General features: G+C 36.5%; 13 protein-coding genes. 7 read left to right on the top strand and 6 right to left on the bottom strand.

The window, feature by feature from the left end:
* Positions 1–2 precede the first annotated feature (2 nt).
* The 4 genes from ACFFU9_RS04890 to gltB all read right to left on the bottom strand — a co-directional run bounded on the left by ACFFU9_RS04890 (position 3) and on the right by gltB (position 7,742).
* Complete coding sequence (locus ACFFU9_RS04890) at positions 3–746, bottom strand: ABC transporter ATP-binding protein (RefSeq protein WP_379860262.1); 744 nt, start codon at positions 744–746, stop codon at positions 3–5.
* A complete protein-coding gene (locus ACFFU9_RS04885) occupies positions 746–1,564 on the bottom strand; it encodes an MlaE family ABC transporter permease (protein WP_379860261.1) in 819 nt (272 codons plus the stop codon). The genes ACFFU9_RS04890 and ACFFU9_RS04885 overlap by 1 nt, the downstream gene beginning before the upstream one ends.
* 199 nt (positions 1,565–1,763) lie before the next feature.
* Positions 1,764–3,227, bottom strand: a complete 1,464-nt coding sequence (locus tag ACFFU9_RS04880; protein ID WP_379860260.1) for a glutamate synthase subunit beta — start codon at positions 3,225–3,227, stop codon at positions 1,764–1,766.
* Between the two features lie 3 nt (positions 3,228–3,230).
* Entirely contained in the window at positions 3,231–7,742 is a 4,512-nt protein-coding gene (gltB, locus tag ACFFU9_RS04875) for a glutamate synthase large subunit (RefSeq protein WP_379860270.1), read from the bottom strand.
* 464 nt (positions 7,743–8,206) lie between these two features.
* Between gltB and ACFFU9_RS04870 the strand changes: the two genes are divergently transcribed.
* The 4 genes from ACFFU9_RS04870 to ACFFU9_RS04855 all read left to right on the top strand — a co-directional run bounded on the left by ACFFU9_RS04870 (position 8,207) and on the right by ACFFU9_RS04855 (position 11,301).
* Positions 8,207–9,217, top strand: coding sequence for an outer membrane beta-barrel protein (locus ACFFU9_RS04870; protein WP_379860259.1), 1,011 nt, complete (start codon positions 8,207–8,209; stop codon positions 9,215–9,217).
* Positions 9,218–9,233: 16 nt separating this feature from the next.
* Positions 9,234–9,572 (top strand): P-II family nitrogen regulator, encoded by a 339-nt coding sequence (locus ACFFU9_RS04865; protein ID WP_379860258.1) that lies wholly within the window; start codon positions 9,234–9,236, stop codon positions 9,570–9,572.
* A 23-nt stretch (positions 9,573–9,595) separates the two neighbouring features.
* A complete protein-coding gene (locus ACFFU9_RS04860; RefSeq protein WP_379860257.1) occupies positions 9,596–10,825 on the top strand; it encodes an ammonium transporter in 1,230 nt (409 codons plus the stop codon).
* A 137-nt stretch (positions 10,826–10,962) separates the two neighbouring features.
* Positions 10,963–11,301 carry a P-II family nitrogen regulator gene (locus ACFFU9_RS04855; RefSeq protein ID WP_379860256.1) on the top strand — a complete coding sequence of 113 codons (339 nt, stop codon included), beginning with the start codon at positions 10,963–10,965 and terminating at the stop codon, positions 11,299–11,301.
* A gap of 95 nt (positions 11,302–11,396) precedes the next feature.
* Here ACFFU9_RS04855 and ACFFU9_RS04850 read toward each other — a convergent pair whose 3' ends face one another.
* Entirely contained in the window at positions 11,397–13,985 is a 2,589-nt protein-coding gene (locus ACFFU9_RS04850; RefSeq protein ID WP_379860255.1) for a phosphoenolpyruvate carboxylase, read from the bottom strand.
* A 257-nt stretch (positions 13,986–14,242) separates the two neighbouring features.
* Between ACFFU9_RS04850 and ACFFU9_RS04845 the strand changes: the two genes are divergently transcribed.
* The 3 genes from ACFFU9_RS04845 (at position 14,243) to nadB (ending at position 18,888) form a co-directional block, all read left to right on the top strand.
* Entirely contained in the window at positions 14,243–16,066 is a 1,824-nt protein-coding gene (locus ACFFU9_RS04845; RefSeq protein ID WP_379860254.1) for a hypothetical protein, read from the top strand.
* Positions 16,067–16,400: 334 nt separating this feature from the next.
* Complete coding sequence (gene nadA, locus ACFFU9_RS04840; protein ID WP_379860253.1) at positions 16,401–17,327, top strand: quinolinate synthase NadA; 927 nt, start codon at positions 16,401–16,403, stop codon at positions 17,325–17,327.
* A gap of 1 nt (position 17,328) precedes the next feature.
* The gene (gene nadB, locus ACFFU9_RS04835; RefSeq protein WP_379860252.1) at positions 17,329–18,888 is read left to right on the top strand and encodes an L-aspartate oxidase; all 1,560 of its coding nucleotides are present in this window, start codon (positions 17,329–17,331) and stop codon (positions 18,886–18,888) included.
* Between the two features lie 13 nt (positions 18,889–18,901).
* Here nadB and ACFFU9_RS04830 read toward each other — a convergent pair whose 3' ends face one another.
* Positions 18,902–21,265, bottom strand: coding sequence for a 7TM diverse intracellular signaling domain-containing protein (locus tag ACFFU9_RS04830; RefSeq protein WP_379860251.1), 2,364 nt, complete (start codon positions 21,263–21,265; stop codon positions 18,902–18,904).
* Between the last annotated feature and the right edge of the window lie 27 nt (positions 21,266–21,292).

Genomic DNA, 21,292 nt, shown 5'->3' with positions numbered 1-21,292 from the left:
TTTTATTTAAAAAAGGATTGGATATAATCGTCGTCTGAATTAATGAATTCCTCTAAGTTGCCTTGTTTGTAAACTTTTCCGTCTTTAATCATGGCTATTCGGTCTGCTACTTTTTTTACGCAGTTAATATCGTGCGTAATAATTATGGAGGCGTTATTGAATTTAGCCTTGGTTTCGTTTATTAAATTACTTATTTCGTTAGATGTGATGGGGTCTAGGCCAGTAGTAGGTTCATCATATAAAATAATTTTAGGATTGACTACTAGCGTCCTGGCCAATCCGATTCTTTTTTTCATGCCTCCAGAGAGTTCTGAGGGCATTTGGTCTATAGCGTCTGGTAAGCCAACACTTTCTAAAATCTCAACAATTTTAGTGTTTATTTCCGCTTCTGAAAAGGATTCACTTAAGCGTGATAATACAAATGATAAATTTCCCCTAACTGTCATGGAGTCGTATAGGGCGGCACCTTGGAAAAGAAATCCGATTTTTCTACGAACTTCCATTAGATCCTCCTCATTGATGTCGGTTAGCTCATGGGGGCCAACCTGTATGCTTCCTTCGTCATGTTGTAAAAGGCTTACAATGCATTTTATTAGCACGGATTTTCCTGAACCGGATTTTCCTAAGACCACTAAGTTTTCTTTTTCATGGAGTTCGAGCGTAATCCCATCTAATATGTTTTGGGATCCAAAACTTTTTTTAAGGTCTTTAATGCTTATGATAACGTTATCTGTAGTTTTTTCCATTATAATAGATCGGTTATTTGTACGGCAATTAAATCCACAACAATTAATAACAACGATGCGGTTACTACGGCAGAATTTGCAGCAACGCCAACGCTTTCTGTTCCTCTTCCAGCATGATATCCTTTATAACATCCTACTAAGCCTATTACAGCTCCAAAAAAGAAGGTCTTGATTACCGCAGGAAAAATATCGGAAAATCCAACCACGCTAAAGGCTTGATTTAAAAATAATTGTAAGCTAAAATCATCTTTAATGTTAATGCCTAGCCAACTTCCAAAAATACCTATAGCATCTGCGTATAAGGTTAATAAAGGGATCATGATTGTAGCGGCAAGTACTCTTGGTATGATTAAGAAATTTATAGGATTTGTGTTAGAAACCTCCATGGCGTCTATTTGTTCCGTTACACGCATAGAGCCTAGTTCTGCGCCCATACTAGAACCAATTTTTCCTGCACATATTAAAGCTGTGATTACGGGGCCCATTTCTCTAAAGATAGAAACAGCAACCATGCCAGGTAGCATCGCTACAGCGCCAAAATCTACTAAAGCGGGTCTGGATTGGATGGTTAAAACCAACCCGATGATAATACCCGTTATAGATATGAGTCCTACCGATTTATTGCCAATTTGATAACACTGTTTTAAAAACTCTTGAAATTCAAATTTTTTACTAATAAAATTTCGTAAGATTAATGCTAAGTATTCTATAACATTTGCTATACCTAAAAAAAATGCGGTACCTTTTTCTTTTGCCAGAATTAAAAATGAATTCTGATTTAAAGTTTTTTGGTCGGAAGTGTGTCGTTTTTTGTGCATAATTCTTTTTAGAATTAGAAAAAGATGACTACAAAGTTACACGGTGTTTCCGTTTGAAATATTACATGATTATTGGATTTAATTATACAATAACACTATGAGAAAAACGAGCTATATTAAATAAGCTGTTTTAAACAAACAAAATCCTTTTGCAATAACTTGTTGCAAAAGGATTTTGTTATAACTGTTTTACCATGCTCTATAGCGCAACTAAATCTCCCGTTTCGTTTTTGGTTGCTAGGTCTGAGCTTCCCATTAAGAAAATATCAACTTGTCGTGCAGCTTCTCTACCTTCCGAAATGGCCCAAACAATTAAAGATTGGCCACGGCGCATATCGCCAGCAGTAAATATGTTAGGGACATTGGTCTGGTATTTTCCATATGCAGCTTTGTAATTTGAGCGTGCATCTAACTCTAGGCCTAGTTGGTCTGCAATAGAGCTTTCAGGTCCAGTAAACCCTAAAGCCAAAAGGGCGAGGTCGCATGGCCATGTTTTTTCTGTGCCTTCAATTTCAATAAGTTGTGGGCGTTCGCCAGGAACCATTTTCCACTCTACGTTAACCGTTTTTAAAGCTGTTAATTTCCCGTTTTTGTCTTTAATAAACGCTTTGGTATTGATTAGCCAGTTTCTTTCCACGCCTTCTTCATGAGAAGTGGATGTTTTTAATTGTAATGGCCAAAATGGCCAAGGCGTAGTTGCAGAACGATGCCCAGGGGGTTTTGGCATGATTTCAAAATTAACCACCGATTTAGCACCGTGTCTATTAGATGTTCCCACACAATCAGAACCCGTATCGCCACCACCAATAACAATAACATGTTTATCTGTTGCTTTTACTTGGTCCTTAATGTCTTCGCCAAAGAGTACTTTGGTTTGTTGGGTTAAGAAATCCATGGCTTGTACCACACCATCGGCCTCTATACCGGGGGTAGGTAAGCTTCTTCTTGTAGTGGCACCGCCACACAGTACTACGGCATCAAAGTCTTTTAGTTTTTCTACAGAATAGTTTACGCCTACGTTTATGTTGACTTTAAATATGATACCTTCAGCCTTTAGTATAGCGACACGACGATCAATAATGCCCTTTTCCATTTTAAAGTTAGGAATGCCGTAGCGTAGTAATCCTCCAATAGCATTATCTCTTTCAAAAACAGTTACCATATGGCCTGCTCTGTTTAGTTGTTGGGCAGCGGCCAAGCCAGCAGGTCCAGAGCCTACAACGGCAATGGTTTTTCCAGTTCTGTGTTTTGGGGGTTGCGGTTTTATCCATCCTTCTTTAAAAGCACGCTCTACAATCATCTTTTCGATGTTTTCTATCGAAACGGGGTCTTCTATAATGCCCAATACACACGATTTTTCACAAGGAGCTGGACATAAACGCCCAGTAAATTCGGGGAAATTATTGGTAGAGTGTAGCAGCCAAGACGCTTTTTGCCATTCTCCTTGGTGTACCATATGGTTGAAATCTGGAATCAAATTTCCTAGAGGACATCCACTATGGCAAAAAGGAATACCGCAATCCATACAGCGGGACCCTTGTTTGGACATGTCTTCCTCTTTTAAGGGTATTGTAAATTCTTTATAATGTTTTACACGATCTTTTACTGGCGCGTAAGTCTCATCTTGTCTTTCAAATTCTTTAAATCCTGTTATTTTTCCCATGACTTATGCTATTGTTAATTCTTCTACCATTTGTTCTTCTGTCTCTAATCGCTTTAAAGCTTTTTTGTATTCTGTTGGCATTACTTTTACAAAGTGCTTTAGGCTATTATCCCAATCTTTTATAATGTCTTTACCTCTGTTGCTATTTGTGTAAAGAATATGTTTCTGAATGTGTGTTTTTAATTCTGCAACATTTTCATCCGTTAAAGCTTCAAATTCTATAGTTTCTGTATTGCATAGCCCATTTACAAATTTATGCTCTGGATCATACACATAAGCAATACCACCACTCATACCTGCGGCAAAGTTTCTTCCTGTATTACCAAGTACAATAACTTGTCCGCCGGTCATGTATTCACAGCCATGATCGCCTACGCCTTCTACTACGGCAATGGCGCCAGAGTTTCTTACGGCAAAACGCTCTCCAGCAATCCCATTGATATAGGCTTGTCCTTCCACGGCACCAAATAGGCAAACATTTCCTACAATGATGTTATGTTCTGCTAAGAAGCTGGCCTTTTCAGGTTTTTTAATAATCAACTTGGCCCCAGATAAACCTTTTCCAACATAATCATTAGTATTGCCTTCCACTGTAAAGGTTAGTCCGTGGGCTCCAAAAGCTCCAAAACTTTGCCCTGCCGAGCCCGTAAATTTAATATTTAAGGTGTCTTCCGGTAGTCCTAGGTGGCCGTATATTTTTGAAATTTCATTACTGATAATAGCGCCAATAGTTCGATTGGTGTTGCAGATTGGATAATTTAAATTGGTTTGTACCTTTCTGTATAAAGCACGGTGCGAGTCTTTAAGTATTTGAAGATCCAGTACGTGGTCTAAATGATGGTCTTGTTTTTCAGTATTCTTTTTAATTAAGGAATGGTAAGACGTAGGCGTATATAAAATAGAAGATAAATCTAACCCTTTTGCTTTGTAATGTGTGATGGCCTTATTGGCATTTATTTTATGGGTTTGTCCTATCATTTCATCCAGGGTCCTAAAACCTAATTGTGCCATAATAGCCCTTAGTTCTTCCGCTATATAAAAGAAGAAGTTGATAACGTGTTCTGGTGTGCCTTTAAAGTTTTTACGCAACGTTTTGTCTTGGGTCGCTATTCCTACTGGGCAGGTATTTAAATGGCATTTACGCATCATAATGCAACCAGAAGCTACTAATGGCGCTGTTGCAAATCCAAATTCTTCTGCGCCCAATAATGCGGCAATAGCTACATCCCGTCCAGTTTTTAATTGGCCATCGCATTCCACTACAATTCTACTTCGTAAATTGTTGAGTACCAAAGTTTGTTGGGCTTCAGCAAGACCTAGTTCCCAAGGGAGCCCAGCATGCTTTAACGATGTTAAAGGGGAGGCTCCTGTACCGCCGTCATAGCCAGCTATTAAAACCACGTCGGCCTTCGCTTTGGCTACCCCAGCAGCAATAGTGCCAACACCAACTTCCGATACCAGCTTTACATTGATTCTCGCGTCGCGATTGGCGTTTTTCAAATCGAAAATCAATTGGGCAAGATCTTCAATGGAATAAATATCGTGATGTGGTGGGGGAGAAATCAACCCTACAAATGGGGTAGAGTTTCGTGCTGCTGCAATCCATGGCAGTACTTTTTCGCCAGGTAGTTGCCCGCCTTCTCCAGGTTTCGCGCCTTGAGCCATTTTTATTTGAATTTCCTTGGCGTTGGTTAAGTAGTGTGACGTGACACCAAAACGCCCCGAGGCTACCTGTTTGATGGCCGAATTACGGCTATCACCATTCATGTCTTTTTGGAAGCGCTTTCTGTCTTCGCCGCCTTCTCCAGAATTGGATTTTCCTCCAATACGGTTCATGGCAATAGCTAAATTTTCATGGGCTTCACGAGAAATGGAGCCATAAGACATCGCTCCTGTTTTAAAACGTTTTACAATCTCTGTCCAAGGTTCTACTTCTTCTAAAGGAATGGGGTCTAGGTTGTTGAACTCGAATAGGCCACGAATGGTCATTAAGTTTTCTGATTGCTCATTAATGGCTTTTGCGTAGACATCATAACTGGCTTGGTCACTTAACCGAACGGCTTGTTGAAGTTTTGCAACTGTTGTGGGGTTAAACATGTGGCGTTCGCCATTTCGTCTCCAACGATAGTCGCCACCTATGTTTAGGCCTAAGCGTTTGTCTATATAATAAGCAGGATAGGCGTATTTGTAACGTTCGCTGATTTCTTTTTCAATTTCATATAAACCGATACCTTCTATTCGAGATGTGGTATAGGGGAAGTATTTCTCAACAAATTGCGAGTTGAAGCCAACAATCTCAAAAATTTGCGACCCTCTATATGAGTGAAGTGTTGAGATGCCGATTTTGTTCATAATTTTTAATATCCCTTTTCCAATGGCTTTATTAAAATTATCGACAGCTTTTTGTTCGTCTATGCCCGTAATAAAACCTTCTTTAACTTGTGCTCTAATAATTTCATTAACCATAAAAGGGTTTATGGCACTTGCGCCATAGCCAAATAAAGTAGCAAAATGATGCGGTTCGCGAGGTTCTGCAGATTCAATAATGATATCAAAATACGAACGCTTGCGCAAACGGTTCATTTGATGGTTTACATAAGAGCAAGCCAATAGCGCAGGGATTGGTGCAAACTCTTTATTCACACCTCTATCGGTTAGGATGATGATGTTTGTTTTTCTGTCTAAAGCTTTTTCAATTTGTTTGATAATGGCTTCCAAAGCATCTTCAAGTCCATTTAAACCTTGTGCTTTAGGGTAAAGAATTTCGATGGTTTCTGCTTTAAAGCTTTCAACAGAAATATTTCTTATTTTTTCTAAATCGGCATTAGAAATTACGGGGTTTTGAATGCGTAGTTTTCTACATTGTCTTTCTGAAATACTGAAAATATTCCGGTCTTTTCCTAGATTTAAACTAATGTCTGTTACAATTTCTTCTCGAATACCATCCAGAGGGGGATTGGTAACTTGAGCAAATAATTGTTTGAAGTAATTTGAAATCAGCTGAGGTCTATCAGACAGTACCGCTAAAGGCGTATCGGTGCCCATAGAGCCTAAAGCTTCTTTTCCAGCTACGGCCATAGGGGTGATTACTTCTTGGATGTCTTCGTATGTGTAATTGAATAAACGCTGTCTTGTTTTAATGTCTATGGTTTCAATAGGACAGGTTTCGTTATTGTAAGGAATGTCTCTTAAGTGCAGTCGGGTTTTATCTAGCCAGTCTTTATAAGGACGTTCGGAAACAATTTTATTTTTAATTTCTTCATCTTTAAGAATGCGGCCTTCGTTCATATCGACCAAGAACATTTTTCCAGGCTCTAGTCTGCCATGGCTTTCAATATCTTCTGCAGGAATATCAACCACACCAATTTCAGAGGCCATAATCAATTTGCCGCTTTTGGTAACGGTATATCGTGAAGGTCGGAGTCCGTTTCTGTCTAATAATGCACCAACATAATCGCCATCGGTAAACGGTACAGAGGCCGGTCCGTCCCATGGTTCCATGATACAGCCATTATATTCGTAAAATGCCTTGCGTTCTTCAGACATGGTTTGGTGTTTTTCCCATGCTTCCGGAATCATCATCATCATAATTTCTGGAAGCGAGCGTCCCGTATGTGTTAATAGCTCAACAACCATGTCCATAGAAGCAGAGTCGGACTTTCCAGGGAGTATAATAGGAAATAGTTTTTCTATTTGTGGCCCAAAGACTTTGCTTCTCATAATTTCTTCACGTACTCGCATTCTGCTTACATTGCCCCGTAAGGTGTTGATTTCTCCATTTTGGCACATATATCTAAAAGGTTGTGCCAGTTCCCATGTAGGCATGGTGTTGGTGGAGAATCTTTGATGTACTAAGGCTAAACGTGTTACTAAATCTGTTTGTTGTAAATCTGTATAATAAGGCCCAATATCTTCAGGCATGATGATGCCTTTGTAAATTATAGTAGTGGTAGATAAGCTGGGTATATAAAAGAAGGCGCTTTCGTCCATTTTAGAATTTGAAATATCATGTTCCGATATTTTACGGGCGGCATAGAGCTTTGCTTTAAAAATATCGTCTGTAAGATTTTCCGTTTTTCCAACAAAAACCTGCTCAATTGTAGGTTCGGAAGCTAAGGCAATAGGGCCAAGATGCGAAGAGTCTACTGGAACTTTTCTCCAGCCTAAGATAGTAAGACCTTGTGTTTTTATTTCTTTTTCAAGAGTGTTTTTACAGTAGAGGTATTGGTTTTTATTTTTAGGTAAAAATACCATGCCTACCGCATATTCTCGCTGCTCAGGAATATCGAATTCGCAAACCCTCTTAAAGTAGTCGTGAGGGATATCGATTAGTAAGCCTGCGCCATCTCCTGTTTTTCCATCGGCACTTACGCCACCACGATGCTCTAGTTTTACTAAAATCTCTAAGGCATCATGTATAATTTGATTGGTTTTTTCTCCTTTAAGATTACAAATAAATCCCGCACCACAATTTTCATGTTCAAATTCAGGTAAATACAATCCTTGTTTCTTCATCATAATCGGCAAATTTTGGTTTAAATGTAGTGTATACATACAAATGTATTAATAGATGGTCCAATTATAATGGGCAGTAAACCATTATTTCGAATATTGATGCATAATAAGGTTGAAACTATATATATAATAATAATAGAAGCCTTTTATAATGAATATGTGATTGCAAAAAATATACTATTAATAGATTTTGTTTAAATTAAAACTAGTGTTTATGTGTTTTTAAGATATTAAAATTATATAAATAGGTAAAACTCCAATAATAATTCAAATTTGATTTTATCAAAAAAGCATAAAACGCAAATATGTATTTAATACCCTTAAAAAAATGGGGTTAAAAATAAGATATGCGTAAAAGTTTAATTTTAACCCCTGTTATTTAAGGGGTGTATATTGTTTTAATATACTTTTGAATCAGTTATATGTCTTTAGAATATTAAATAACATTTAAAAAACAATCAATTATGAGGAAATTAATCACACTTTTAATGCTTTTTATGATATCAGTACTGTTCGCTCAAGAAAAGCAAGAAGATTTTGGAAAAAAAATATCAATAAATGGTAGTGTCGATGCTTATTATCAAACGTATCTATCTGCTTCAGACCGTTTATCTCCGCCTTTTGGGACTTCATTTGTAGATGAAACTGGGTTTGCTTTGGGGATGGCTAACATAGTAGCTTCCTATGAAGATAATAAAACAGGTGTGGTTGTCGATATGGTTTTTGGTCCAAGAGGCGATGCGGCTATTGGGCAAAATAGAGGTGAGGGGTACGAAGGGTATTACATAAACCAATTATATGTATACTGGGATGTTGCCGAAAACACAAGGTTAACCTTAGGCCGCTTTAATACCTTCTTAGGTTATGAGGTTATTTCGCCATTAGGCAATTTTAACTATAGTACATCTTATTTATTCTCAAATGGGCCATTTTCTCATGTTGGATTAAAGGCCGACTTTGCTTTGGGAGACGATTTTAGTTTGATGTTGGGGGTTATGAATCCTACAGATACTAACAATAACACTACTGGTGGATATGCTGTGGGTGCCCAATTGGGGTATGCAAATCATTTTTTGAACTTATATTATGATAATGATGAGGTTTTAGGATTTGAAATCGATTATACAGGTGGTTTTGATTTTTCTGAAGCTTTCTTTCTAGGCTTAAACGCTGCTTACCAAACGAGTAATGATTCTGGTTTTTATGGAGCCGCTCTTTATCCACAATGGACGTCTTCTGAAGTGTTTAGTCTTGGATTAAGAGGGGAGCTTTTTGGATATCACCAAAAAGATGTGGACGACTTGCCCAATGTGTTCGGCCTAACATTGACTGGGAGCTATGTTGTGGAAAATTTAACCATCAAGCCTGAAATTAGATTGGATTCATGGGCACACAATATGCCTTATTTAGATGCCGATGGGATGGCAAGCGATAACTTGGCAGCGTTTACTTTGGCCGCAATATATTCATTTTAACTAAAAACGATCAATCATGAAAAAAATTGAAGCAATTATTAGAACATCAAAATTTAACGTAGTTAAAAAAGCACTACATGAGGTAGGAGTGAGTTTTTTTTCTTACTGGGATGTCACGGGCTTAGGAAATGAAAAAGAAGGCCATGTTTATAGGGGGGTTTCTTATAGCACTAGCGATATCCAAAGAAGGTACCTTTCCATTGTAGTGAATGATAGTTTTGCTGAAGCGACTGTTAAGGCTATTATTAAATCAGGAGGTACAGGCGAAGTTGGGGATGGTAAAATATTTATATCGGAAATTATTGAAGCGTATAGGGTCCGGACTGGAGATAAAGGCGGAGATACTTTAAATTAATAATTATAAAAACACTTATAACAATGGAATTACTAACAATAAATAACGTATGGATGATGATCTGTACGGCATTAGTCTTTTTTATGCACTTGGGGTTTTCTTTTTTAGAGATAGGATTAACTCGGCAAAAAAACACACTTAACATTTTATTTAAAAACATTTTTATTATCACAATGGGGCTTTTGCTGTATTGTTTGGTCGGGTTTAATTTAATGTATCCTGGTTTTGAGGAGGGGACTTTAGGTATTCTTGGTTTTGCTGGCTTTGGTTTAGATGCCGCAGCAGCTTCAGATTTAACTTATAATGTGGGCTACACGTATTGGACAGATTTTTTGTTTCAGGGTATGTTTGCCGCCACTGCAGCCACAATTGTTTCTGGCGCTGTAGCAGAACGTATTAAAATTGGTCCTTTTATGGTTTTTGCAATCCTTTATGTAGGCCTCATTTATCCTATTGCAGGGTCTTGGAAATGGGGTGGAGGATTTTTACAGATGTTAGAAACGCCTTTTTATGATTTTGCGGGTTCTACTTTGGTTCACTCGGTAGGAGGCTGGGCTGCAGTAGTTGCAGTTTGCTTATTGGGGCCGCGTATTGGTAAATTTAAGAAGGCAAAGGCACAAGCCATTCCTGGGCATAATATTCCTCTAGCCGCCGCTGGTGTGCTAATCCTTTGGTTGGGTTGGTTTGGGTTTAATGGTGGCTCTGTGCTCTCTGCAGACCCTGCTATCACCTCTTTGGTGTTGGTAACCACCTGTTTGGCTGCAGCGTCTGGTGGTGTTGTAGCGGCACTTGTCTCTACCATTATGTATAAAAATCTTGATTTAACCATGTTTTTGAATGGTATTCTTGGTGGATTGGTTGCTATTACGGCAGGTGCCGATGTTATGGGGCCTACAGAGGCTATTGTAATTGGCGTTATTGCAGGAGTGGTTATTGTATTTGCAGTCGCTCTTATTGATAAGGTAAAACTAGATGATCCGGTGGGGGCTATTGCTGTGCATTTGGTTTGCGGTATTTGGGGAACTTTGGCTGTTGGGCTTTTAGGGGATTTAGCAGGACTAGATCAATTCCTTAGTCAGTTAATTGGTATCGTTTCTTATGCTGTCGTTTGTATCGTATCATCATTTTTAATTCTTTTTGTGTTGAAGAAAACAGTTGGAATTCGTGTTTCTGAAATAGAAGAATTAGAAGGATTGGATGCGCACGAACACGGTATGGATGCTTATCCGGATTTTAGGTTGAACGAACATTAATAGATCGTAAATTAATTAATATATTTAAAAGGGTGTCTTTCGAAAAGACGCCCTTTTTTGGTTATATAATGGCTTTTAAGGATAAATGTTGGTTATGTTTTCTTATTTTTGGGGGAAATGATTATATAGAAAGTATTATGAAGAAAATTGAAGCGGTAATTAGAAAATCAAAATTTAGAGTAGTAAAAGAGGCCCTACATGAAGTGGGATTGAATTTTTTCTCTTATTGGGATGTTACTGGAGTAGGAAACGAAAAAGAAGGCCACGTTTATAGAGGGGTTTCCTATAGTACAGAAAACATCCAACGAAGGTGTATCTCTATTGTGGTTAATGATGATTTAGTGGAAACTACCGTTAAGACCATTCTCGATTCTGCAAGTACAGGAAAAGTGGGTGATGGCAAAATTTTTGTGACTAATATAGAAGAAAGTTATAGAATTAGAACTGGAGATAAAGGCGGTGAAACTTTAAAATAGTTTTTTAGCTTTTTCAATTGGTTTTAAGTAAAAATAAAAAAACGCTTATTCTAAAAATAGAATAAGCGTTTTTTTATTTTTAAAAATACTAGTAATTATGCAGAGTTTCTACTGGCATTGATGTTGCCAAATAAAGAGCGTGTTACAATTTTTTCAAAAATCTTAATTTTTTCTTCGTCTCTTACTTCTGCTTTTTCAAGTTCTTGGATCTTTTTAAGCGCATATTGCTGAATGGTCAATAACGGTAAAACGATAGACTCTCTTACCTCTATTGAAGCTTTTCCAGAAGGTTCGTTCTCCATTAATTGCTCATACCCCGTTAACTTTAAAAGTAAAGCCTTTGTTGTTTTATATTCATCGTATATAATATTCCAAAAAGCACCAAACTCTTCGTCGTTAGACATGTATTTTGTTAAATCGAAAAACGATTTGGTTAAAGACATCATGCTGTTTTCTAGTAAGGTTTTAAAGAATTTAGAATTGTGGTAAAGATGTTCTACTTTATCAAATTCACCATTGTCTTCATACTTTTTTAAAGCAGTACCAACACCATAAAATCCAGGAACGTTTTGTTTTAATTGACTCCAAGAGCCTACAAAAGGAATAGCCCTTAAGTCTTCAAACACCAATTTGTCTGAAGAACCTCTTTTTGATGGCCTACTGCCTATGTTGGTTTTAGCATAATATTTTAAAGTACTCATGCGCTCCAAATATGGAATAAACATGGGGTGTCCTTTAAAATCTTTGTACGCTTGGTAGCTTGTTTCGGCTAAATCTTTCATAACCACTCGGTCTTCATCAGACAAGAGATTTTTGTCTTGATTGATCCTATTGGAAATTCCCGAGCTTATTAGCTGTTCTAAATTGTATTGGGATGAATGTAAGGTTCCGAAATTAGAGCTAATAGTTTGTCCTTGAATAGTAAGCTGCACCTCTTTGTCTTCAATGGTAGGGCCTAAAGACGAGTAAAATTGATGGGTTTTCCCTCCGCCACGTGCTGGTGGGCCACCACGGCCATCAAAAAATATAGCTGTAATATCGTATTTTCTAGACATTTCTGTTAATAACTCTTTTGCTTTGTAAATGCCCCAGTTAGCCATTAAATAGCCGCCGTCTTTTGTGCCGTCTGAAAACCCTAGCATTATGGTTTGCTTGTTGCCTCTAGCTTTTAAATGCGCCATATAGGCTGGGTTTGTGTAGAGTTGCTCCATAACACCAGGAGCATTTTCTAAATCCGGAATGGTTTCAAATAGAGGTACAAGGTCTACAGTTAACTGGTCCTTAAAGCCAACTATTTTAAGCATGGCAAACAATTGCATCATGTTTAATGCTGTTTGGTTGTTGCTTATAATATATCTATTGGCGCCTAGCTCGCCATTACTTTTTTGGATGTCTTTAATAACGGAAATAGACTTTAATGTGTTGTAAACCATTTCGTCTTTAAACACATTTAAATCAGGAATGTCATCATCTGCTTTCGATAAAATATCGATTTGCTCTTCTTCAGATAAATCATGATAATGACTAGGGAAAGAAGCGCTGCCAGTTTCTATTAAATGATTGATAACTGTTGTAAATACATCATTATGGATCCGACTATCTTGTCTTATGTCAAGCGTTGCAAAATAGTAGCCAAAAAGGTGTACTCTATTTATCAGCTTATTTATATCGCTAACATATATAGATTGATGTTTTTCTATGATAATGTTTCTAATGCTTATTAATTCTTTAATAAGCTCTTTAGAAGTAATGGCATTTTTGGTGTCCAAGTCTATACTATAATCGTACATGATCGTTTCCAAATTAATAATGCGCTCTTCTACTTCTCTAAACGTAAGTTTTCGTCGTAAGTTTTTAAGATCTTCGTAATATTTTTTAAGAATGGATTGCTTTAACTTATTGGCCACTTTTAAAGTAGTATCTGGTTTAACAAATGGATTTCCATCGCGGTCGCCACCAGGCCAAAACCCAATGTTTATAATTTCATTGTGTTTCTTTCCATCATCATAAATATTCTTCTGGATGTAGTTGTAAATTTCGCCAAATGATTGGTAAAAAACATTTTCTAAATACCAGATTAAACTTATCGCTTCGTTATAAGGCGTTGGTTTTTCACGTTTAAAAAATGGGGTTTTTCCAAGTTGGCCAAATAAATTATTTATTTCGTTTAAGTTGTTGTTTTTGATAGCAGCTGTAAGATCGGTAATAATTCCCAAAACCGACCCAGGGTAAAACTGCGTTGGGTGAGCTGTAAGCACGATACGTACCTTGAACTCTTCAAGATATTTTTTTAATTCAGTAATTCTGTTTTCAGCAACGGCGGTATCTTTTAAATTCCTTAAGGTGCCAATCCCATCCATATTGTTAACAATAGGGAAGGCCGCATCTTCAATAGCATCAAACAGTACAACTTGTCGTTCTATATATTGAATAAATCTAAAAAGTAAGTTTATTTGGCTTTCTTCATTACGACGTCCTTGGTATTTCTCAAAAAAAGTGTTTACAATAACGGTAGGGTCGTCGCCTTCCTCAAAGCCGTTTTTACAGGTTTCATGAAATAAAGGTAATAGTACGCCGGTTTTTGTAACGGCATCAAAAGGTAAGGTCATAAATATACTATTGTATATTTGGTATTTCGATAATACATTTTGATTGAAACGTGTTAATTTAGGCTCTACGGACATAGTATCTATCTCTTTAATTTAAAATTTAAGTGTAAAAATAATAAAGCATCTGTTAAGTATGCAGGGTTTTTTGATTTTTATTCTTTTATGGGGTATAATGCATAGTGATTTATGAAAAATTTAAGAAAACACTATTTGTTTAATGTTTTCGAAAGCGTTTTTATCTAAATATTTTGGGGTTAGAGGTTTTAAAGTATGATAATTATCATATTCTAAAGCTCTAGCCCATTGTACTTTCGCAAATTAATTTAATAAGTATGGAAAAAATACATTCGTTTCACATTCCGGTAATGGGTATTGGTTTTACAATAGATACACCATTAAAGGTAGCGCAATTTGGTATGGATTCTGTTGTTTCTTTGGTTGATGATATTTTAATCGAGAAATTAAGGAAGATGTACAGTGAGAAATTCGAGAAACCTTATAACGAGATTACAGATAAAATAGATGATTTTAGAGCAAAAAGGATAACCTCTTATTTGAATTTGATAAATGAAGTGGTTCATGAGAAATTCGAATCATTAAAAAATGTAACCACAGAAAAAAGTGATGAACTTTTGGCATATATCAACATGTTGCCAAATGCTTCTAGCTTAAAAACAGACTTTAAAAATCTTACAGAAAGAGGTTTTGATGCTTCAGAAATAAAAAAGTGGGCTTCAAAAAACCTAAAAATGGGTAATATTGATGTTAATATTATGACCAAAGTAGACAAGGATAACTATATAAAAGATGAAAAGTTACCGGTGCAATATAATGATGCGCATGCTGCGCTTAGGGGTTTTGCAAAAAGCGTCTTGAATTCTTCTGTTGTGCTATCGGCAGGAATGAATCCGAGATTGTATGCATACATGGCAGAATTTGATGATTTTTATCCAGATGAAAATGGCGTGTTTAAAAAGAAAATTATTTTAAAGGTAAGCGATTATCGATCGGCATTAATTCAAGGGAAGTTTTTGGCAAAAAAAGGCCTATGGGTCTCAGAATATAGAATTGAATCTGGTCTTAATTGCGGCGGACATGCCTTTGCCACAGACGGCTATCTTTTAGGCCCTGTTTTAGCAGAGTTTAAAGAGAAACGTGAAGAACTGAGAAGTTCTATCGAAAGTATGATCTATCAGGAGCTGGAAAATCAAGGACGTGTCGTTCCTGATAAAGCTTTAACTTTAAAAATTTCTGCGCAAGGTGGTGTGGGTACTCAAGAAGAACATGACTTTTTAATGCAAGAATACCACCTAGATTCTATAGGGTGGGGGTCTCCTTTTTTATTGGTTCCTGAAGCTACAACAGTAGACGATTTAACACTTAGCAAGTTAGCAAAGGCTACAGAAAAGGATTTGTATTTAAGTGATATTTCCCCGCTTGGCGTTCCTTTTAATAACCTTAGAGACAATACTAAAGATCTTGAAAAAGAAGCCTTGATCAATAAAGGCAGGCCAGGGAGCTCTTGTCCTAAACGCTTTATTGCCCTTAACAAAGAATTTAAGGAGCAAGGTTTATGTACGGCGTCTAGAGAGTATCAATATTTAAAAATAAAAGAACTGGATACTCAAGAATTGGATTTGCCAGAGTATCAGGTTAAATTTAATAAAATTACAGAAAAATCATGTGCATGTGTAGGTTTAGGAACCTCTGCATTGTTGGCCTACGGCTTAGAAACTAAAAAAGAAGGTCCGGGTGTTTCTGTATGCCCTGGTCCTAATTTGGCTTATTTCTCAAAAGTGATGAGTTTGAAAAACATGACCGATCATATTTATGGCCGCGATAATGTAATAGCGCGTACAGATCGACCCAATTTATTTGTAAAAGAACTGTCTATCTATATTGATTTTTTAAAGAAGAAATTTGAAGAGACTAGTGCTGTTATGAGTAAAAAAGAAGAAAAATACTTCATTACTTTTGTCGCTAATATGAAAGAAGGTGTGGCTTACTACCGAGATATGTTTTCTAACGTGAAAGGCGCCTTTAATGAGATGAAAGAAACCGTATTAAAAGAGCTAGAGGCTGGAGAGCATGTGCTTGATCAAATGAGCTTAGATATTAAATGCCTTTTAGAACAACGCGAGCGTGTCGTGCTTTAAAAATATATTGGTATAAACATCATGGGCTAAGAAGAAGTTGGCCCATGAATTTAAATAAGAAACAAGGTGTTTGCCGCGAAGGTTAAGCACCTTGTTTTGTTAAACGTGTTTTTTTCTTCTGAAAAAGCAGACAAACATGCGTATCTTTATAAATGTAACATTTTATATGTTATTCTGATTGAGATTTTGATATAAAAAGATAGCTTTTCTGACTTTGTCTGTAATTTTTTAAACAAAAAAATAAACCAAAAAGTTATTTGTTAATTTTGCACGATATTTGCAGAGTCAAAAATTTGGAGGCCCTTTTTTTAGGATTTAATAATTTTAGTTTATTATGGATTTAGTTAAAGAAATAAAACGACTTAAAAAAGAAAAAAATGCGGTTATTTTAGCGCATTATTACCAAGTCGCAGAAATACAGGATATTGCTGATTATGTTGGCGATAGTTTACAGTTGTCGCAACAAGCGGCTGAAACGGATGCCGACATGATTGTTTTTGCTGGGGTTCACTTTATGGCAGAAACTGCTAAAATATTAAGCCCAGATAAAATTGTGGTGCTTCCTGATTTAAAAGCAGGTTGTTCGTTGGCAGACTCTTGTCCGCCAGAGGTTTTTGAGAAATTCACTAAAGCGCATCCAGACCATGTCGTTATCACTTATGTAAACTGTTCCGCAGAAATAAAAGCGTTAAGCGATATTGTTTGTACATCGTCTAATGCCATAAAAATTGTAAACTCTGTGCCAAAGGATACCCCCATCATATTTGCGCCAGATAAAAACTTAGGGAAATATATTATTAGCCAAACCGGTCGGGATATGTTGCTCTGGGATGGTAGTTGCATTGTACACGAAGCCTTTTCTATAGATAAGCTAATCGCCTTGCATAAAAAATATCCAGATTATAAAATCATTGCACATCCAGAATCGGAAACCCATATTCTAGATACAGCGGCTTATATTGGGTCTACATCGGGGATGATAAATTTCGTAAAGGCCCATCCAAAAGAGAAATTTATTGTGGCCACAGAAGCAGGGATTCTTCATAAAATGCAACAAGAAATGCCTCATACCGAACTGATTCCTGCGCCCGCTAAAGAAGATAATACTTGTGCGTGCAGTGAGTGCCATTTTATGAAAATGAATACGCTTCAAAAGCTATACGACTGTATGTTAAATGAATCGCCTCAAATTGATGTTCCCGAGGAGATAAGAAAAAAAGCATTAATTCCTATTGCGCGTATGTTAGAGTTATCAAAATAATATGATCGAAACAAATTATTTAGTAATAGGTTCAGGCATTGCAGGCCTTACTTTTTCTGTTAAAATTGCAGAACGTTTTCCAGAGAAAAAGGTCGTCATCATTACCAAATCGAATGAGGAGGAATCCAATACTAAATATGCCCAAGGCGGTATGGCAGTGGTTTTGGATGGCGGAAAAGATTCATTCAAAAAACATATCGAAGATACTTTAATCGCTGGCGACGGCCTTTGCGATGAAAAGGTAGTGAAAATGGTGGTTACCGAAGGGCCTAAGCGGTTGCGAGAGCTTATGGACTGGGGGGCTAGTTTTGATGTTGATAAAGGGGGGCACTTAGATTTAGGAAAGGAAGGCGGCCATTCTGAATATCGGATTGTTCACCATAAAGATATAACAGGTTACGAAATAGAGCGTGCATTGCTCAATCGCGCACATCAATTGCCTAATATTTCTATTTTACCCCATCATTTTGCTATTGATTTAGTAACTAATCATCATATAAAAGATAGCGAATCGCATCCGTTGACCTGTTATGGGGCTTATGTTCTCGACCAGATTACAGGAGATATTTTTACCATAAAAGCAAATAGTACACTGTTGGCTTCTGGGGGTATTGGTTGTGTTTATGGACATACTACAAATCCTATTATTGCAACTGGAGATGGTGTAGCTATGGCTTATAGAGCAAAAGCAATTATCCAAGACATGGAGTTTGTTCAATTTCATCCCACTGCTTTATATGAGGCTAAAGGGGAGTCTTCTTTTTTAATTTCGGAAGCGGTAAGAGGTTTTGGAGCTTATCTTCGAGATAAAAAAGGATACCGTTTTATGCCTGATTATGATAAACGTGCGGAATTGGCTTCTCGAGATATCGTATCGCAAAGTATTGATAATGAGTTAAAAAAATCGGGAGACACTCATGTGTATTTAGATTGTACTCATTTGGATATGGAAGCTTTTAAAAACCATTTTCCCAATATCTATAATAAATGTTTGGAGCACCATATCGACATTCGAACCGATTGGATACCTGTAATCCCGGCATCTCATTACTTGTGTGGTGGTATTCAAGTGGATATGGAAGGTAGAACAAGTATTGCAGATTTGTTCGCTTGTGGAGAATGTACACGAACAGGGCTGCATGGTGCCAACAGGTTGGCTTCCAACTCTCTTCTAGAGGCTTTGGTTTATGCCCATAATATTTTTAAGCACCTAAGCGAGAATGAGTACAACTACTTAGATGTTAATATACCTGATTGGAATGATGAAGGCACAACGATTGCCAAGGAGCATGTTTTAATACAACATAACCTTAAGCAAATGCAAGCTTTAATGCGGGATTATGTAGGTATTGTTAGAAGTAACAAACGGATGAGGAAAGGCATCAAGCATTTAGATTTAATTTATAGTGAGGTAGAAGATCTTTATAAAGAGTCTAAAATAACCACGTCGTTATGTGAGTTGAGAAATATGATTAACGTAGCGCATTTAATTATTAGGCAATCTCTGGAAAGAACAGAGAACAAGGGTGGCTATTTTAATGTAGATAATGTAAAGAATTAAAGTGTTTTTAAATTTATGAACTGAAACTATAATGCGGTTTATTAAAATTACACGTATGTATTTTTTTCAATAGAAGGTTTTTATTAACCGGTTTGGTAATATAATCATCCATTCCTAGTTTTAATACCCGTTGTTTGGTTTCTTGTAAGGCATCTGCTGTTACGGCAATTATGGGAACCTTACTAATGGTTTTTCCTAAGGTTCCGCTTCTAATAATTTTCGTGGCCTCATAGCCGTCCATAATGGGCATCTGCAAATCCATTAAAATAAGATGGTATGTGTCCTTTTGTAGAGCATCAATAGCTTCCTGTCCATTATTTGCTACAGTGAAGCTCATTTTTGAGAAACTCTTTAAAATTTTCTGCATAACCATTTGGTTTATTTTATTGTCTTCCACAATAAGGATATGTAGAGCTTTGTTTTTGTTTGTATCCAAAAGATCAATCAGGCCTGGTTCTGGAATATGGTTTTTTAATATTAAATCGATAAACACATCTGTACCTCTACCTGGTTTGCTTTCTACTTTCATAGAGCCTTCAAACAATTCAACAATGTGCTTTACAATAGATAAACCTAATCCAATACCTCCAAATTTTCTTTTGTGATTGTGTTTCATTTGACTGAAACTATCAAAAATGCTGTTTTGAGATTCTAAGGGAATCCCTATGCCTGTATCTGATATTTGGATAGAAAACCGATAGGAATCGTTAGGCTGTTTAAAACAATTTATTTTGAACAATACCCCTCCTTTCTCAGTGTATTTAATAGCATTTGACAATACGTTGTTTATTATTTGATTAAACCGTTCCCCGTCTGCAAATAGGCTTGTGGGCATTTGGGGGTCTACATCAAATCTGTAATCCAATCCTTTTTTTTCAGCTTCAATTTTCCAATTGTTGCTTATTTGGTCCAATATTTCGCAAGGATTGAAATCTTCAGCATTGAGTTCGAGTTTATTGTTTTCGATTTTCTCAAAATCTATAATATCATTGATGTTGCTTAATAAACTTAAAGATGCATTTTTTATAGTTTGGTAGGATTTACGTTCTTCATGGTTTTTTATAGTTTCAAGCTCGTGCTCCACAATTCCCATAATAGCATTTAAAGGAGTTCTTAATTCATGGCTCATATTAGACATGAAATAGGTTTTTATGGCACTGATTTCTTCAGATTTTTTTAAGGCTTCCAGTTGGGATTCTTCTTTTTCTAAACGGAATTGTTTTATAAGTTTTGTCATGGACAATGATAAAAAAACGACTTCCAGACCAGAGCCAATTTTAGCACTGTTCATGGTATAAAAATTACTGGGCAAGAGGCTTAGGTTATTCATAACAAAGGCTATAAAACCCGCAACTAAGCACAAAATCCCTAATAAAAAACAGGGGTCTATCTTAATTCGTTTATGCCACAAGATAAATATGGTACCAAGAATTAGCAGCAAAGTGATAAGACCGTTTAAATGGCTTAAGGGGTATGCTATTTCTAATGTTTTTTCATTTATAAAGAGCATTGTAAAAAGCATGATAATAGCTCCGTAAATTATGTAAACAGCTTTTTTAATTCGTTTTAAATGTATTTCTAATTTTAAAAAATGTTCACAATATTTAAGTAAAAAGAAGTTGGAGACCAATGCCGTTATCAACACAGCTCGCTCGTTAATATAGCCGCCATGGGGAAAAGCGTACTCATGCAAAAAACCATCTAGAGCTGCTTGCATAAAAACAATTGAGAACACATAAAGGCCATAGTACAAAAATGTCTTTTCCTTTAAGCTAGAATAGAAAAAAAGATATATAATTCCCCCTAAAAAGAGCAAGCCATAAAAGAACCCTAAAAACAGCTGGTGCTTGTAGTTTGCAAACCAAAAAGAAGATTCGTCGTAAAGTTTTAAAGGAAGATTAATGGTTTCGCCATCACTTTTAAGGTGTATGTATATGGTATGGGTAGTGTGGGGAGCTAAGGCTAATTTGAATATAGTGGATCTGTGTTTAACCTGTTTGGCGTTAAAAGATTGCTTGTCTCCGCTCTTAAGTTTTTGAATGTTACCATGGCTTATGTTGTATAAGTGTGCCATATCTGTTACAGGTCGTGCTGTTTCTAAATAATAGGTCGTGGGATGTTCTAGGCTATTAGTTAGTTTGAAACGGATCCAGTGGTGGTCTGACGTAAAACCGACATTATGGTTCTCAGATTTTAATGCTTTATATTTTAAATAAGGGCTATCAAGAATTTCTTCGATGGCAAACTCCGATTTTCCTACGTTGGTATATTCAGCATACTCATATAAATTGCCTTTGTTTTTTTGGGGGTCAAAAGCATCGTTTTGACTATATATATTTACAGTAAATATATATATTAGAAGTAAAATATGTTTCATTATGCTTGGTTGGTATATCCAAACATA

This window comes from Mariniflexile ostreae (assembly GCF_042427585.1).
Taxonomy (GTDB): domain Bacteria; phylum Bacteroidota; class Bacteroidia; order Flavobacteriales; family Flavobacteriaceae; genus Pseudalgibacter; species Pseudalgibacter ostreae.
The sequence above is the reverse complement of the archived record's forward strand: the minus strand, read 5'-3'. Positions and strand labels throughout refer to the sequence as shown.